The organism is Sandaracinaceae bacterium, from assembly GCA_020633055.1.
Lineage (GTDB): Bacteria > Myxococcota_A > Polyangia > Polyangiales > Houyiibacteriaceae > JADJJE01.
Genome location: JACKEJ010000005.1, coordinates 54699 through 69884, shown reverse-complemented (window position 1 = coordinate 69884; position 15186 = coordinate 54699). Strand labels below are relative to the sequence as shown.

General features: G+C 70.3%; 14 protein-coding genes. 10 read left to right on the top strand and 4 right to left on the bottom strand.

Going from position 1 to position 15186, the window contains the following annotated elements; genetic code table 11:
* The first annotated feature begins 37 nt into the window (after positions 1–37).
* The 3 genes from H6726_05175 to H6726_05165 all read left to right on the top strand — a co-directional run bounded on the left by H6726_05175 (position 38) and on the right by H6726_05165 (position 3459).
* On the top strand, positions 38–1513 hold the full coding sequence (locus H6726_05175; GenBank protein MCB9657025.1) for an MCE family protein: 1476 nt from the start codon (positions 38–40) through the stop codon (positions 1511–1513).
* On the top strand, positions 1510–2367 hold the full coding sequence (locus tag H6726_05170; protein MCB9657024.1) for an EI24 domain-containing protein: 858 nt from the start codon (positions 1510–1512) through the stop codon (positions 2365–2367). Before H6726_05175 ends, H6726_05170 begins: the two co-directional genes overlap by 4 nt.
* A gap of 216 nt (positions 2368–2583) precedes the next feature.
* Positions 2584–3459 carry a hypothetical protein gene (locus H6726_05165; protein ID MCB9657023.1) on the top strand — a complete coding sequence of 292 codons (876 nt, stop codon included), beginning with the start codon at positions 2584–2586 and terminating at the stop codon, positions 3457–3459.
* A 13-nt stretch (positions 3460–3472) separates the two neighbouring features.
* On the opposite strand, the gene thiL is transcribed toward H6726_05165, so the two are convergent.
* The 4 genes from thiL to H6726_05145 are packed head-to-tail and all read right to left on the bottom strand — an operon-like array spanning position 3473 to position 6922.
* Positions 3473–4447, bottom strand: a complete 975-nt coding sequence (gene thiL / locus H6726_05160; protein MCB9657022.1) for a thiamine-phosphate kinase — start codon at positions 4445–4447, stop codon at positions 3473–3475.
* A 1-nt stretch (position 4448) separates the two neighbouring features.
* Positions 4449–5858, bottom strand: a complete 1410-nt coding sequence (locus H6726_05155; GenBank protein ID MCB9657021.1) for a PocR ligand-binding domain-containing protein — start codon at positions 5856–5858, stop codon at positions 4449–4451.
* Positions 5855–6514, bottom strand: a complete 660-nt coding sequence (locus H6726_05150; protein ID MCB9657020.1) for a GTPase domain-containing protein — start codon at positions 6512–6514, stop codon at positions 5855–5857. Before H6726_05150 ends, H6726_05155 begins: the two co-directional genes overlap by 4 nt.
* 42 nt (positions 6515–6556) lie before the next feature.
* Complete coding sequence (locus H6726_05145; GenBank protein MCB9657019.1) at positions 6557–6922, bottom strand: hypothetical protein; 366 nt, start codon at positions 6920–6922, stop codon at positions 6557–6559.
* 275 nt (positions 6923–7197) lie between these two features.
* Here H6726_05145 and mraZ point away from each other — a divergent pair, with 275 nt between their 5' ends.
* Genes mraZ through H6726_05110 form a run of 7 tightly spaced genes read left to right on the top strand, consistent with a single transcriptional unit; the run spans position 7198 to position 15186 of the window.
* Positions 7198–7650, top strand: coding sequence for a division/cell wall cluster transcriptional repressor MraZ (gene mraZ, locus H6726_05140; GenBank protein MCB9657018.1), 453 nt, complete (start codon positions 7198–7200; stop codon positions 7648–7650).
* On the top strand, positions 7647–8543 hold the full coding sequence (rsmH, locus tag H6726_05135; GenBank protein MCB9657017.1) for a 16S rRNA (cytosine(1402)-N(4))-methyltransferase RsmH: 897 nt from the start codon (positions 7647–7649) through the stop codon (positions 8541–8543). The genes mraZ and rsmH overlap by 4 nt, the downstream gene beginning before the upstream one ends.
* Positions 8540–8851 (top strand): cell division protein FtsL, encoded by a 312-nt coding sequence (locus tag H6726_05130; protein ID MCB9657016.1) that lies wholly within the window; start codon positions 8540–8542, stop codon positions 8849–8851. The genes rsmH and H6726_05130 overlap by 4 nt, the downstream gene beginning before the upstream one ends.
* Complete coding sequence (locus tag H6726_05125) at positions 8848–11073, top strand: transpeptidase family protein (GenBank protein MCB9657015.1); 2226 nt, start codon at positions 8848–8850, stop codon at positions 11071–11073. Before H6726_05130 ends, H6726_05125 begins: the two co-directional genes overlap by 4 nt.
* The gene (locus tag H6726_05120; protein MCB9657014.1) at positions 11070–12602 is read left to right on the top strand and encodes a UDP-N-acetylmuramoyl-L-alanyl-D-glutamate--2,6-diaminopimelate ligase; all 1533 of its coding nucleotides are present in this window, start codon (positions 11070–11072) and stop codon (positions 12600–12602) included. Before H6726_05125 ends, H6726_05120 begins: the two co-directional genes overlap by 4 nt.
* Positions 12602–14059, top strand: a complete 1458-nt coding sequence (locus H6726_05115; GenBank protein ID MCB9657013.1) for a UDP-N-acetylmuramoyl-tripeptide--D-alanyl-D-alanine ligase — start codon at positions 12602–12604, stop codon at positions 14057–14059. Before H6726_05120 ends, H6726_05115 begins: the two co-directional genes overlap by 1 nt.
* Positions 14056–15186 (top strand): phospho-N-acetylmuramoyl-pentapeptide-transferase, encoded by a 1131-nt coding sequence (locus H6726_05110; GenBank protein ID MCB9657012.1) that lies wholly within the window; start codon positions 14056–14058, stop codon positions 15184–15186. The genes H6726_05115 and H6726_05110 overlap by 4 nt, the downstream gene beginning before the upstream one ends.

Genomic DNA, 15186 nt, shown 5'->3' with positions numbered 1-15186 from the left:
CTCGGTGCCAGTTTTCGGCTAGGATGGCGCGGCATCGATGCAAGAGACTTGGAAGGCGGCCCGCGTAGGCCTGATGGTAATCGTCGGCACGTTCGTGGCCATCGCCGTGTACCGCTACGTGGACGAGCGCTCCGGCGCCAACGACGGGTACACGGTCTACGCGATGTTCGACGACGTCCAGGGGCTCATCCCCAAGTCGCGTGTGCTCATCGCGGGTATCCCGGTGGGGTACATCGACACCATTCGTCTGGACGGACACCGCGCCCGGGTGGACATCCGCATCAACAGCGACGTCGTGCTGTACGAGGACGCCCGGATCGCCATGCGGAGCGCGTCGCTGCTCGGCGAGAAGCTGCTGGTGATCAACCCGGGTAGCGTGACCGAGCCGGAGATCCCGGACGGGGGGCAGATCCTCGAGGCGCGCGAGCCGACGTCCATGGACGCCATCCTCGAGACCGTCAGCGAGATCGCGACGAACGTCCGGGACGTCAGCGTGCAGATGCAGCGCTCCTTCGGCACCGACGAGGCAGGCGAGCGCATGCAGAACGCGCTGCTCAACCTGAGCGAAGCGCTCGAGGCCGTGAACCGCACCATCCAGTCCAACGAGGCGGTGGTGGGCAACACGCTGCGCAACGTCGAGAACGCCACCGAGGCGGCAGGCCCGCGCTTGATCCGCATCCTCGACAACGTGGAGTCGGCGACCCGCAACCTCGAGCAGGTCATCGACGAGCGCCGCCCCGACATCGATCGGGCCGTGGGCGAGGCGGACGACACCGTCGCGTCCATCCACCGCGCCTCCGAGGAGCTGGAGCGCGTGCTGGCAGACGTGCGGCAGGTCACCGACCGCACGGCGCGCGGCGAGGGCACGGTCGGCCGCCTGACCAACGACGAGACGCTCATCGACGAGGTCGAGGGCATCACGGAGGGCCTCGGCGACATCATCGGCGGCATCGGGCGCCTGCAGACCATCCTCGAGATCCGCAGCGAGTACAACATGCTCGCCAACACGTTCAAGACGTACTTCTCGCTGCGCCTGCAGCCGCGTGAGAGCCGATACTTCCTGATCCAGGTCGTCGACGACCCGCGCGGCTCGGAGTCCACGCGGCGTGAGACGGTGTTCCAGAACCCCGCGGGCAGCGAGGACCCGCCCGTCTACACGCGCACCACCATCACGCGTTCGGACGCCCTCCGCTTCACCATCATGCTGGCCAAGCGCGTCTCCGTCGCCACGTTCCGTGTCGGTATCATGGAGTCCACCGGCGGCCTCGGACTCGACCTGCACCTCCTCGACGACCGCTTCGAGTTCAACCTGGACGCGTTCGCCATCGGCGTGCAGGCGCTGCCCCGTCTGCGTGCGCGCCTCAACTTCGAGCTGGTCAACCGCTTCTGGCTCGTGGCGGGCGTGGACGATGCGCTCAACGGCACGCGCGACGTGTTCCTCGGGCTCATGCTGCGCTTCAATGACGATGACCTGAAGAGCATCCTGCCGTTCGCCGGGGGGTTGACCCCGTGACCGACGAGCCGCCCGTCGCGCGGCGGGTCCTCGGGGCGGTCAAGGAAGTCGCGGGCGCCCCCGCGCGCCTCGGGCTCGGGTTCTTCGCTGGCTTCCGCTATCCGTTCCGTGGCGCGCGCTTCGTGTACCTCCAGCACCCGGGGCTGGTGCGCTTCTGGATCGTCCCCATCCTCATCACCTTCTTGCTGCTGACGCTGGTCTTCTATCAGCTGGGCTCGCACCACGCGGAGTGGACGGACGCGATCTGGGCCAGCCCCGAAGGAGAGGGGGTGTGGGCCAGCGTCAAGCGTGGGCTCCATGCGGTGTTCGATTGGGGGCTCACGTTTCTGCTCGCGGCGGCTGGCGTGCTGGTCGTCGCCGCGCTCGCGAGCATCATCGCCGCTCCGTTCAACGACCTGCTGAGCGAGGAGGTGGAGCGTCGGGTGACTGGCGTGGGGGGGCCCCCCTTCACGCTCTCGGCGCTCCTGCGCGACACCGTCCGCACCGTGCGCGTCGAGGTGACCAAGCTGGTCCTCTACGCCTGCGTGATGCTGCCCCTCTTCGTGCTGCAGTTCCTCATCCCCGTGGTGGGCGCGCTGCTGTACACGGCCTTCGGATTCGTGTTCACTGCCACCTACTTCGCGGTCGACTACGTGGACTGGCCCGCGACGCGGCGCGGCTACGGGGTGCGTCGCCGGGCCGCGCTGGTGCGCTCTCGCTTCCTGCCCATGTTCGGGTTTGGCGCGGGGGTGTACCTCTTCTTGCTCATCCCCATCGTGAACCTGTTCTTCATGCCGGCGGCCGTGGCGGGGGGGACCCTCTTGTTCCTGGACCTCGAGCGCGAGGCCGAGCCGGAGCCCGCGCCGAGCGACTGAGCCTGTGAATGCATGGGCGCTCGCGCCCGTCGGAGGGGTGCTCCGCGGCTCTCCTCGGCCGGGGAGCGTGCCTGTTGGATACGTGCCCCCGCAGTGGGCGTCTGCTGCGGGGGCGCGTATCCTGCTCTATGCAGGTGCGCCTGGCGCCGTTGCTCCACCCATCCACAACTTGCGTAGGACGCACACTTGCCGTTGAATGCTGGCCTCGGAGGTCCCATGTCCATCACCAAATCCACTCTCATCCGCGCGGGCATCGTCGCTCTCGGCTTGTCCACGTTGATTCCCAGCGGGGACGCGGGCGCCCAGCGCCGCCGGCAGCGCGGTCAGAGCGCGCAAGCGAGCGGCTCGTCTCGCACGACCACGCGCCTCAGCGCAGCCATCGCGCCCTCGCTGGACGGTTTGCAGTGGGGCTGGTCTCGGCAGCGCACGCTGCGTTTCTTGCGTGAGGCCATCGAGACCGAGTACGAGCCCATGATCCGGACGGCGCCGGGCGCCATCGAAGAGGACAACGTGCGCGCCGAGATGGGTCGCGCCGTGCGTCGCATCATGGACAGCTACTTCGAGTTCGACGGCACCGTGAGCGGCCACGACTCGAACAACCTGCGCGGCGAATTCACGCACAACAACCAAGAAGCGATGATGCAGCGCCGCACGGCGGATGCGGACAACTACTACTTCTTCATCCAGAACCGGCTGTGGAAGTACTACAAGCAGTTCCTGCCGAGCATCGTGGCGGGGGCCAGCTTCGAGGACTACGGCGCCCAGATGATTGAGCGCTTCGGACCGTCGCGCATTCAGGAAGGGCAGCTGTACGAGGACATCGGCCGTGAGACGCGTTGGTACGAGTGGCGCGACCGCACCACGCGCCTGCGCTTCATCGACAACGGGCACACGTACGCGCTGGTCTACGAGGATCTCGCCACGGTCGCGAACCTGTCCACCCTGCGTCCCGTGCCACCTCGCCGCACGAACCAAGGCCACGCGCTGGTCGACTCGGTCATGGTGGACCCCGACGCCGAGGTGCGCGACCCGCACAGCGATGTGGCCGATCACATCTCGGGCACGCAACGCCGCAGCGGTCAGCAGGAGTGACCAACCGAGCCCGCTACCAGCGGTGCCGAAACCCCGCGTGCTCGCCGAGCGCGCGGGGTTTTCCGTCTCTGCAGACCACCATCACGTCGGGCGCGCTCCACACGCAGCCAATGCGAGTGACGTCCGCGCCGAGCGACGCGATGGCGCCGCGGTGGGCCGGCGGTGCCGTGAACAAGAGCTCGTAGTCCTCGCCTCCATGCAGTGCTGTGGCGTCGCCAGGGAGCTCGAGGGCCTCGCACGCCGCGTGGAAGCCCGGGGCGGTCGGCAGCGCGGTGAGCACCAGCTCGAAGCCTACGCCGGAGGCGCGCGCGACGTGCGCGGCGTCCTGGAGGAGACCGTCCGACAGGTCCACGGCGCTCGACACGTACGGACGGAGCGCGGCGCCGAGCGCGATGCGTGCGCGTGGGCGTCGCCAGTGCGCTTGCGCCTCCTGTGCGGCAGCGGAGCGTGGGGGCGACCCGCTGCGGATGACGGCGAGGCCGAGCGCCGCGAGCCCGACCCGGCCGCTCACGTACACGTCGTCGCCAACGCGCGCTCCGGCGCGGGTGAGCGGGGAGGCCCCGCTGGGGACGCGACCCGTGACAGTGGTGGTCAGCGACACCTGCGCGCCGCGGCTGACGTTGCCGCCGACCACCCGCAGTCCAGATGCTGCCGCAGCCTGCGCATAGCCGTCCGCCATGGCGAGCAGCCACGCGTCGTCCGTACCGGGTGCGATCGTCAACGCCAACAGCGCCGCCTCGGGCTCGGCCGCCATGGCCCCGAGGTCGCTGGCGGCCGCCATGAGGGCGCGGTAGCCGAGGTCCTCGGGCGGCGCGAACGTGCGCTCGAAGTGCACGCCCTCGACCGACGCGTCCACGCTGAGCACGCTGGGGCGCGGGTCACCGCGCAGCACCGCGGCGTCGTCCCCCAGGTCGATCCACGGCGCGAGGTCCGAGGGGTCTCGGGTGAAGCGCGCCTGCAGCGCCTCGATCAGCGCGAACTCGTCCATCTCACTGGGGGGCGAGCGGGAGGCGCACACTGAACGTGGTGCCGACCCCGACCTCGCTGCTGACGCTGATCTTGCCCCCATGGGCCTCGGTGATGCGCTTGGCGATGTTCAGGCCCAGGCCCGCCCCGCCGTGCTCACGGGTGGAGCTTCCGTCCACCTGGTAGAACGCGTCGAAGATGCGGTCGAGCTCTTGCGCGGCCATGCCGATGCCGGAGTCCCTCACGTCGAAGCGCAGGGCCGGGATGGCGTCACCGCCCATCAACACGGCACCCATGCCGGAGGTCTCGTCCTCGATGAAGTCGCGCTGCACGCTGAGCTCGACGTGACCACCGTCAGGGGTGAACTTGATGGCGTTGTCGGCCAGGTTGAAGAGCACCTGCCTCAGCCGCACGAGGTCCCCATCGAGGTGGGGAAGGTCTGCCTCGACCCGCGTGTCGATGCGGATGCTGCGCTTGCGCGCCGTGGGCGTGATGTTCGCGTCGACATCGCCGAGGAGTAGGGCTGCGTCCACGGGGACACGATCCAGGCGGATGGCGCTCTGGTCCATCTTGGACAGGTCGAGCAGCGTCGTGATGAGCGCGAGCAGCTGGTCGCCCTTCTCGAAGATGGTGTGGACGAACTCCTTCTGCTCCTCGTTGAGGTCGCCCACCATGCCGGACTCCAGCATCTCCGAGTACCCGATGATGCTCGTGAGCGGCGTCCGCAGCTCGTGGCTCACGGTGGCGAGGAAGTTGCTCTTGAGTCGGTCCAGCTCCTTCAGGCGCTCGTAGGCCGCGGTCAGCCGGTCGTTCTTCTCCGCCAGCTCGCGGAAGCTCTCGCGCACGCTCGCCACGTGCATCTCGCTCGTGAGGTGCGCGCGGTGGCTGCTGAAGAGGAGCAGGTCGAGGATGCCGCGCAGGTGCTCGATGATGCGGTCGCTGGTCTCGGTGCGGACGCGCGGGAGCTCGGCGAGGCGGTCGCGGGCCTCGTGCTGCTCGATGTTCGGGTCCACCTCGAGGAGCGCCGCGGGCACCTCGCGTGTGTCGGCGGGCAGGTAGGGGCCTAGCACGATGCGCCCGACGCCGCGCCCCTGGTACGTGATGGGGACGATGCGGTACACGGCGCCCGTGAAGCACGGGTGCGTGACGATCTCGGCAGATGCAGGCGCGTTGCGCACACCGGCGACCACGGACCGGCAAGCGTCCCGCCCGCCCGTGAGGCCATTCACGTAGCGACAGATGCTCTGCTCCTCGTGTACGTCGGCCAGCAGCACACCCGAGCTCGAGAAGATGCGCACGCTGAGCGAGAACAGCTCGAAGAACGAGCGGCACACCTGCGTCAGCGCCTCGCGGTCGACGACCTCCTCCAGCTTCGCCACGTCGCCCAGGGCGATGTCGATGGCGCCCCGCTGGGTGTTGCTCGGGCCGCTCATACGCGCCCCGGCTCCAGGCGCTGACGCACCTCGCTCATGAACGCCGCCTGATTGATGCCGAACTTGGCTTCGAGGGAGTGCAGCCGCTCGAGCCGCGCGAACGTGTGGTCCAAGAGCCCGAGGAGCGTCTCGAGCACGCCCACGCCGCGCAGCGCGACCGCCTTGTACACAGGCTCTCTGCCGCGCTCCGCCATACGGTCGAGCTCCGCGTCCGAGCGGACGTTGGGCATGTCGCGCTTGTTGAACTGGATTACGAGTGGCATCTCGTCGGCGTCCAAGCCGTTCTCGCGCAGGTTCTCCTGCATGTTGAGGAACGCGTCGCGGTTGGCCGCCGTCTCGGCCACCTGCGAGTCGGCGATGAACGCCACGCCGTCGGCTCCCTGCAGCACCAGCCGCCGCGTGGCGTTGTGGATGACCTGGCCAGGCACCGTGAACAGCTTGATGCGGATGGTCAGGCCACCGGCTTGGAAGGTCAGCGGCAACAGGTCGAAGAACAGCGTGCGGTCGTCACGAGTCTCGAGGGTCATCAGGCGACCGCTGGCTTGTGGGTCCACGAGGGTGTGGATGGCCTGGAGGTTGGTGGTTTTCCCGCTCAGAGCGGGCCCGTAGTAGACGAGCTTGATCGTCAGCTCACGCGCGTTGAAGTCCAGCTGCATGGAATCTTTCGTCGAGGCTATCAGCGTGTCGTCGCGATTGCATCATCCGCTGTTCGCAAGCAAGCGGCTCGCCGCCCACACGGCGGACGTCATCATGACGATGGCGACCACGACGGCGGCGGCCAGCACCACCCGCCGCGCCCCAGGGCCCGCGCGCTCGGGCGCGTGCTGGGCCAGCATGACCAATGCTCGGGCCATGATGCGCTGCTGCTGCTGCTCGGCGACGGTGGCGTGCTCCGGCAGCTCCTCCCTCACCCGTCGATAGAGCGCGCCGGCGTCCGGGAGCCGCCCCTGCGCGGCGCACAGCTCGATGAACGCGGCGTGTCGGGAGTCCGTGTCCCAGTCGTGCTGCACGGCTTCCCACGCGGCGGCGAGGTCGTCGGGTAGGGGGGGGTCGGGCGGGAGCATGGCCGCCACTGTACTCGGTGCTCGCGCGTCCTGGACACTGATCAAGTGTTGCGTGGTAGCAGCCGCGATCCACTTCGATCCACCCTGATCCCCTGGGACAGGCGGTGCGATCGACCCCTTCATTCCAGGGTTCATGCTCTCATAGGAAGTTGACTTGTCGAAATATACGGCCGTAGTTTCCTGGCACTGGTGGTAAAAGGTGCCAAGCGGTGCCATGATCGCCAGCCGGACTCCCCAGCGGGTCACACCAAGAGCCGAAGTCAAAGGACACCACGTTGTTTCGCGGGCGCTACGAACACGCAGTAGATGCAAAAGGACGCACGTCCTTTCCTGCGGCGTTCCGTGAGGTGCTCAACACCAAGGGCGACGCGCGGTTGGTGGTGACGACGGGCCTCGACGCGTGCCTCGTCGCGTACCCGATGAGTGAGTGGCTCGCGTTCGAGGACCGCTTGGCTGCGCTGCCGCAGTTCGACCGCAGCGTCGCGATGCTGCGGCGCATCTACGTCTCGGGCGCGGTCGAGTGCGAGGTGGACAAGGTCGGCCGGCTCTTGATCCCCGCGGGGCTGCGCAAGCACGCGAACCTCGGGCGCGAGGCGCTCTGGGCCGGCATGGGTCGCTACATCGAGCTGTGGGACCTCGCCACGTTCGACGCCATGCGCGAAGGCGCGCTCGCGGCCGAGGACACACGCGACGCGATGGCGTCTCGTCTCGCGGAGCTCGGGCTATGAGCGCGTTCGAGCACGTTCCGGTGCTGTACGAGGAGACGCTCGAGGCGCTCGAGCTCAGGCCCGGCGCGGTCTACGCCGACTGCACGATGGGCGGGGCTGGTCACAGCGAAGGCATCCTGCAGCGCAGCGCGCCCGACGGACGTTTGATCGCGCTCGATCGTGACCCCGCCGCGCTCGCCGCGGGTCGCGCCCGGCTCGCGCCGTACGAGTCCCGGGTGAGCATCGTGCACGCATCGTTCGACGCGCTGCCGCGCGTGCTCGACGAGCTGGGCGTCGCGCGCGTGCACGGCGTGCTCGCGGACGTGGGCGTCAGCAGCCCGCAGCTGGACCACGCGGAGCGTGGCTTCTCGTTCGGGCAGGACGGGCCTCTCGACATGCGCATGGACACGTCGTCGGGGGAGACGGCGGCCGAGCTGATCGCGCGCCTCGACGCCGACGAGCTGGCCGACGTGATCTATCAGCTCGGCGAGGAGCGTCGCTCGCGGCCCATCGCGCGCTCCATCAAGAACGCTCAGGCGGAAGGCCGCCTCGGCACCACGTCGGACCTGCGCGCCGCGGTGGTGCGCGTGATGGGACCCCGCAGCGGCAAGATCGACTCGGCCACCCGGACGTTCCAGGCGTTGCGCCTGGCGGTCAACGGCGAGCTGGAGCAGCTGCGCGCGCTGGCGGCGGCGCTGCCCGACGTGCTGCACGACGGAGGCGTGGCAGCGATCATTTCGTTCCACTCGCTCGAGGACCGCATCGTGAAGTGGGCCTTCCGCGACGACGCGCGCCTCGCGCCCACCACCAAGCGCCCCGTCATCGCGGGCGAGGCCGAGCTGGCGGCGAACCCTCGGGCGCGGACGGCCAAGCTGCGCGTCGCCCGACGCGTGCCGCGGGAGGTGGCGGCATGAGCGCGCGCTTCCTGGTCCTGTGGTTCGCGGCGGTGGTGGCGACGGCTGCGGCCGTGGTCGTGCACCTCTCCATTCGCGCCGAGGTGGTGCGCCTGGGCTACAGCGTCGGCGACGCACGCCGGGAGCAGCGTGGCTTGGTGGAGAGTCGGCGACAGCTGGCGCTCGAGGCGGCGACGCTGCGGCAGGCCGCGCGCATCGAGACGGTGGCGCGCGGTTCGCTGGGCATGAGCGTGCCCACGCCATCGCGCATCGTGCCCATCGGCAACGAGGAGGCGCACCGGCGCGCCACAGCCGGGCGGGTGCGATGAACAACCTGCCCGTCGAGCGCCGCCGCTGGCTCAAGGTGCGCATCGCGCTGCTGGGTCTGCTGCTGGCCGGGTATGCCGGGCGTGTGTTGCTGCGCGCGTACTCGGTGCAGATCGCGGAGGCGCCCGTCATCCGCGAGCACGTGCAGCGGCTGCAGACGCGCAACGTCCGGCTGTCGCCCAAGCGCGGCACCATCTACGATCGGCACGGCGCCGAGCTGGCCGTCAGCGTGGACGTGGACTCGGTCACGGCCAACCCGCGCGAGCTGCGCGCGGCTGGGCGCGACCCGCTCGCCACGGCGCAGCAGCTGGCCAGCGTCATCCCTGGGCTCGACGTCGAGACGGTCACGGAGCGCTTGCGTGGCGACCGCGCCTTCGCGTTCATCAAGCGCCACGTGACCCCGCAGCAGGGGGCCGCCGTCGAGCGCTTGGCCATCCCCGGTGTGCGGCTGGAGCAGGAGGCGCGGCGCTTCTACCCCAACCGCGAGCTGGCGGCGCACGTGCTCGGCTTCGCCAACATCGACGGTGAGGGCATCGAGGGTATCGAGCTGTTCATGGAGGACAGCCTGCGCGGGCCCGAGCGCGAGTTCGAGGCCGTGCGCGACCGGCGTGGGCGCGTGGTCTACTCGGACCATCTGCTCGACAGCACGACGCAGCGCGGGCAGGACATCACCCTCACCATCGACAAGACGATCCAGCACATCGCGGAGCGCGAGCTGGCGTTGGCGGTGCAGACCTTCGAGGCGCGCGCCGGGCACGTGGTGGTGATGGACCCGAACACGGGCGAGATCCTGGCGCTGGCCAACTACCCCACGTTCGACCCGAACGCACCGGGCCGCTTCGACGTCGGCGCCCGCCGCAACCGGGCGGTCACCGATCGCTTCGAGCCGGGCTCCACCGTGAAGCCCTTCACGGTGGCGGGCGCGCTCGCCGCCGGCACCATCCGCGCAAACCAGGTGTTCGACTGCGGCGACGGTCAGATGTCCGTCGACGAAGAGAACACGATCCGCGACTCGCACCGCTACACGTCGCTCACGCCAGCGCAGATCATCGCGTTCTCGAGCAACATCGGGACGGCGCGCATCGCCGCCACCATGGGGCGCAGCGGCCTCTACCGCGCCATGCGTCGCTTCGGCTTCGGTGAGCAGACGGGCCTGCCGCTGCCCGGTGAGACGGGTGGCGTGCTGCGCCACTATCGGCGCTGGTACGAAATGGACGCCGCGACCATCTCGTTCGGTCAGGGCATGAGCGTCACCTCCGTCCAGCTCGCGACCGCGATGGGGGCCATCGCCAACGGTGGGCGGTTGATGCGACCGACGCTCGTCCGGCGCGTTCACGACGCCGACGGGGCGCTCGTGGACGACAACCTGCCGCAGGTGCGCCGTCAGGTCATCCCCACCGCCACCGCGCGGCTGGTGGCCGACATGATGACCGCGGTGACGGGTCCGGGTGGCACGGGCATCGAGGCCGCCATCGACGGCTACCTGGTCGCGGGCAAGACCGGCACGGCGCAGAAGGCCGACTACGTCACGGGCGGTTACGCCGAGGACCAGTGGCTCGCGTCGTTCGTGGGCTTCGTGCCGGCCGAGAGCCCGCGCCTGGTGATCTCGGTGGTGATCGACGAGCCGCTCATCGCGCACGCCGGCGGCATCGTCGCGGGCCCGGTGTTTCGACGTGTGGGAGAGGCCACGCTGCGCCACCTGGGCGTGCCTCCCAACGGTGGCGGACAGGCGCTGGCCGAGCACGCAGCGCGGCTGCGGCAGGCCCGGCGCGAGGCCCGCATCGCGGCACGCGAGGCGGCGCGCGCGGCGCGCGATGGGAGCGCGGTGGGCGCCGAGGCGCGCAGCGAGGGGGACGACGTCGATGGTGAAGAGGGGGTCGTGGCGGCGCGCAATGCGTACGCGGGGACACCGCAGCCCGGCCCGGCGGTGACCCGCCGCGAACCCCGCGAGGACGAGACCCTGGTTCCGGACGTGCGCGGCATGAGCGCGCGCGCCGCGTTGATCACGCTGCACCGTGCGGGGCTCGTGCCGCGCTTCGAGGGCTCGGGCGTCGTGATGACACAGGAGCCCGCGCCCGGCGCGTTCGGGACCCTCGGTGCCGCCGTACGCGTGGTCATGCAGCGCCCGCGCTTCGACGTGGACGAGGCGATCGAGGGCGACGACACCGGGACCGTGGCGAGCGCGCAAGGGGTGGCGGGTGTGCCCGCGGGGAGGACCCCATGAGCGCGCCGCGAGTCGCGCAGGCGGCGCGCACGCTAGCGGACCTCGTGCGCTTGGGTGTGGCAGAGACGGTGCTCGGTGATGGCGATGCCGTGGTGACGGGCGTGCAGCGCGACTCCCGAAGGGTGGCGGTCGGGGACTTGTTCGTGGCGCTTCCCGGTGAGCATGTGGATGGGCGTGCGTTCGTGGACGCTGCGGTGGCGGCCGGTGCTACGGCGGTGCTGACTGGCGCCGAGGTCCCGGAGCTGGCGGTGCCGCAGCTGATCAGCGCGGACGTCCGGAGCGGGCTCGCGCGCGCGGCGCACGCCGTGTATGGCGACCCCTCGCGCGCGCTCACCGTGGTGGGGCTGACCGGCACCAACGGCAAGACCACCACCAGCTACCTGCTCGAGGGCATCCTGGCCGCGACGGGCAGGCCGGTCGCGCTGATCGGGACGGTGGCGGTGCGTGGCCCGGGCTACGTGACGAGCTCGGGCTACACCACGCCCGAGGCGGACGACTTGGTGCGCTACCTGGCACAGGCGGTGACCGCGGGCGCCACGCACCTCGTCATGGAGGTTTCGAGCCACGGCCTCGAGCTGGAGCGGGTCGCGGGGGTGCGCTTCGACGTGTGCGGCTTCACCAACCTCACGCAGGACCACCTGGACTTCCACCCCAGCATGGAGGCCTACGGCGAGGCCAAGGCGCGCCTCTTCACGGAATACGCGCCGCGCGTCAGCGTCATCTGCGTGGACGCGCCGTTTGGCGCGCAGCTGGCCGAGCGTGCGGTGGGCGAGGTGCTGCGCTGCTCGGTTCGGGCAGACTCGGACGCGCCGCTGCGCGCGGTGTCGTGGACCATGTCGCGGGCCGGGATCGAAGCGTCGCTCGAGACGCCCGCCGGCGAGCTGCGGCTGATGAGCCCGATGGTCGGTGCGCACAACCTCGAGAACCTGCTGGTGGCCGTGGGCTGTGCTGCCTCGCTCGGCGTGCCGTGGGACGTGGCGGTCGCCGCCTGCGCGCACCTGCCTGGCGCGCCGGGTCGGCTCGAGCGCGTGCCCTGCGACGAGGACGTGGCCGTGTTCGTCGACTACGCACACACACCGGACGCGCTGGAGCGCACTGTGCGCGCGCTGCGGGCGCTCACGCCAGGGCGGCTGATCACGGTGTTCGGCTGCGGTGGTGACCGCGACAAGGGCAAGCGACCGCTGATGGCCCGCGCCGCGTGCGGGGCGAGCGACTTGGTGGTCATCACCAGCGACAACCCGCGCACCGAGGCGCCCGAGAGCATCCTCGACGACGTGGAGCAGGGCTGCGTGGACATCGCGCGCGTGTCCCCAGAGCAGCTGTCCGCGGCTGCGCGTGGCTACACGCGGGTGAGCGACCGCCGCGCGGCCATCGCGCTGGCGGTGAGCAGCGCCCGGCCCGGGGACAGCGTGCTGATCGCGGGCAAGGGGCACGAGGACTACCAGATCCTCGGGACAACGAAGCACCCGTTCGACGATCGGGTCGAGGCCCGCGAGGCGCTCGCCGCGCGCGCGCAGGAGGTGCGCTGATGGCCACCGCCCTGCCGAACAACTGCGCGTCGTTCTCGTTGGGGGAGGTCGCCCGCCTCACGAACGGTGAGCTCCTGCCGGGTACGGCGCCCGACGACACCGTCGTCGGAGTGCGTCTGGACTCGCGCGCACTCACGACGGGCAACCTGTTCGTCGCGCTGTGCGGCGACCGACACGACGCCCACGCCTTTCTCTCGGCCGTGACGGCCATGGGCGCGTACGCGCTGGTGCAGCGGGGTCACGCCATGCTCACTGCGCACCCCGAGCTGCGCGGGGTCGCGGTGGACGACCCGCTGTTCGCGCTCGGAGAGCTCGCTCGCGCCCACCGGAAGCGCTTCACGGGTCGGGTGGTGGGCATCACGGGTTCGGTCGGCAAGACCAGCACCAAGCGCCTGATCGCGACCGCGCTCACGGGCGCAGGGGCGCGCGTGTGGGCCACGCCGGGCAACCTCAACAACCGCGTGGGTGTGCCCATGACGTTGTTCGCGCTCGAGGCGCCCACCGAGGTCGCCGTGATCGAGATGGGCACCAGCGAGCCCGGCGAGATCGCTCGCTTGGCGGCCATCGCGGATCCCGACGTGGCGGTGGTGACGCACGTGGCGCTGGCCCACACGGCCGGGCTGGGGACGGTCGAGGACGTCGCGCGTGAGAAGGGTGCGCTCTTCGCGCACCTCGGCGAGCAGGGTGTCGCGATCGGCTGCGGAGACGACGCGCACGTGGCGCAGGCGCTCGCGGCGTCGCGTCCCGCGCGCAAGGTGCGCTATGGCACGAGCGAGCAGAACGTCTGGCGCGGTCGCGTGCTGGGCCTCGAGGGTGAGCGCACCCGCGTGGTGCTCGAGCGCGAGGCGGACGGCGAGCGCCCGGCCGTGCGACGCGAGCTGAGCGTCCGTCTGTTGGGCGACGCGGCGGCCGAGAACCTGGCGGGCACGGCGGCGGTCCTGGAGGTGCTGGGCTACGATCTCGGTGCCGCCGCCGCGGCCCTGTCCGCCATGACCCCCGAGCCAGGTCGGCTGGTGGCCATCCGTGTGCCAGGCGGGCGGCTCGTGATCGACGACACGTACAATGCCAGCCCGGCGAGCATGGCGATGGCCATCGACACCGCTGCGCGGCTCGCCAAGGAGGCCGGGAAGCCGTTCGTCGCGGTGCTGGGTGACATGCGCGAGCTGGGACAGAAGAGCGTCACGGAGCACCGCGCCGTGGGCACGCACCTCGCGCGTGCCGGCGTGCGGCGTCTGATCACCGCCGGTCCCGAGATGCGCGCCACGGCGCGCGCCGCTCGGGAGCGCGGCGTGACCGTCCACGAGACGGGCTCGAGCGAGGCGGCGGCGCTGGCGGCGCTGGCGTTGGTGCGCGACGGAGACGTCGTGTTGGTCAAAGGCTCTCGCTCGATGCGCATGGAGCGCGTCGTGGCTGCGCTCACCGGGACCCCCCACTCGCACCGCGAGGCCGCCGGATGATCTACTACCTGCTCTACCCGCTGCACGAGAACCCGCAGCTCTCGTTCCTGAACGTGCTGCGCTACGTGCCCTTTCGCGTGCTGTGCGCGACGATGACGGCGATGCTGCTGACCTTCGGGCTCTACCCGTGGTTCATCCGCAGCCTGCAGCGCAAGCAGATCGGCCAGGTGGTGCGCACCGAGGGGCCAGAGTCGCACTTCAGCAAGGCGGGCACGCCCACCATGGGCGGCGCCCTGATGCTGCTGGCGCTCGTGTCCGCCACCGTGCTGTGGGCCGACCCGGCAAACCCGCTGGTGTGGGTCGTCACGGCCGTCACCGCCGCCTACGGCGTGGTGGGCTACATCGACGACGCCGCCAAGGTGCAGAAGAAGAGCACCGGCGGCTTGGCCGGGCGCTACAAGCTGCTGCTGCAGTTCGCGGTGGCGCTCGCCGTGTGCGGCTGGCTCTTCATGGGCACCGAGGGGCTGCCCGCCGACTGGCTCGCCGTGCGCTGGCGCCTCTCCGTGCCCTTCCTGGCTTTCGGGAAGTACCCCATCGAGCTGCCACCGTGGCTCTACGTGGCGTTCGCTTCGTTCGTCATCGTCGGGACCAGCAACGCAGTGAACCTCACGGACGGCCTCGACGGCCTCGCCATCGGCCCCGTGATGGTCAACGCGGGCACGTACGCGATCCTGGCCTACCTCGCGGGTCTCTCGTTCTTCGGCAACAACGTGGCCGACTACCTGCACATCCCGCACGTGGAGAGCGCGAGCGAGCTCGCCATCTTCTGCGCCTCGGTCATCGGCTGCGGCTTCGGCTTCCTCTGGTACAACACGTACCCCGCGCAGGTCTTCATGGGGGACGTGGGCTCGCTGGCCCTCGGCGGCGGCCTGGGCGCGCTGGCAGTCACCACCAAGAACGAGCTGCTGAGTGTGCTGCTGGGCGGCATCTTCGTGGTCGAGGCGGTCAGCGTCATCCTGCAGGTGGGCTACTTCAAGGTGTCGGGGGGCAAGCGCATCTTCCTGATGGCCCCCATCCATCACCACTTCGAGAAGAAGGGCTGGCCCGAGCCACGGGTCATCGTCCGCTTCTGGATCATCTCCATCATGTTGGCCGTGGCGAGCCTCGCCACCCTGAAGCTGCGGTGA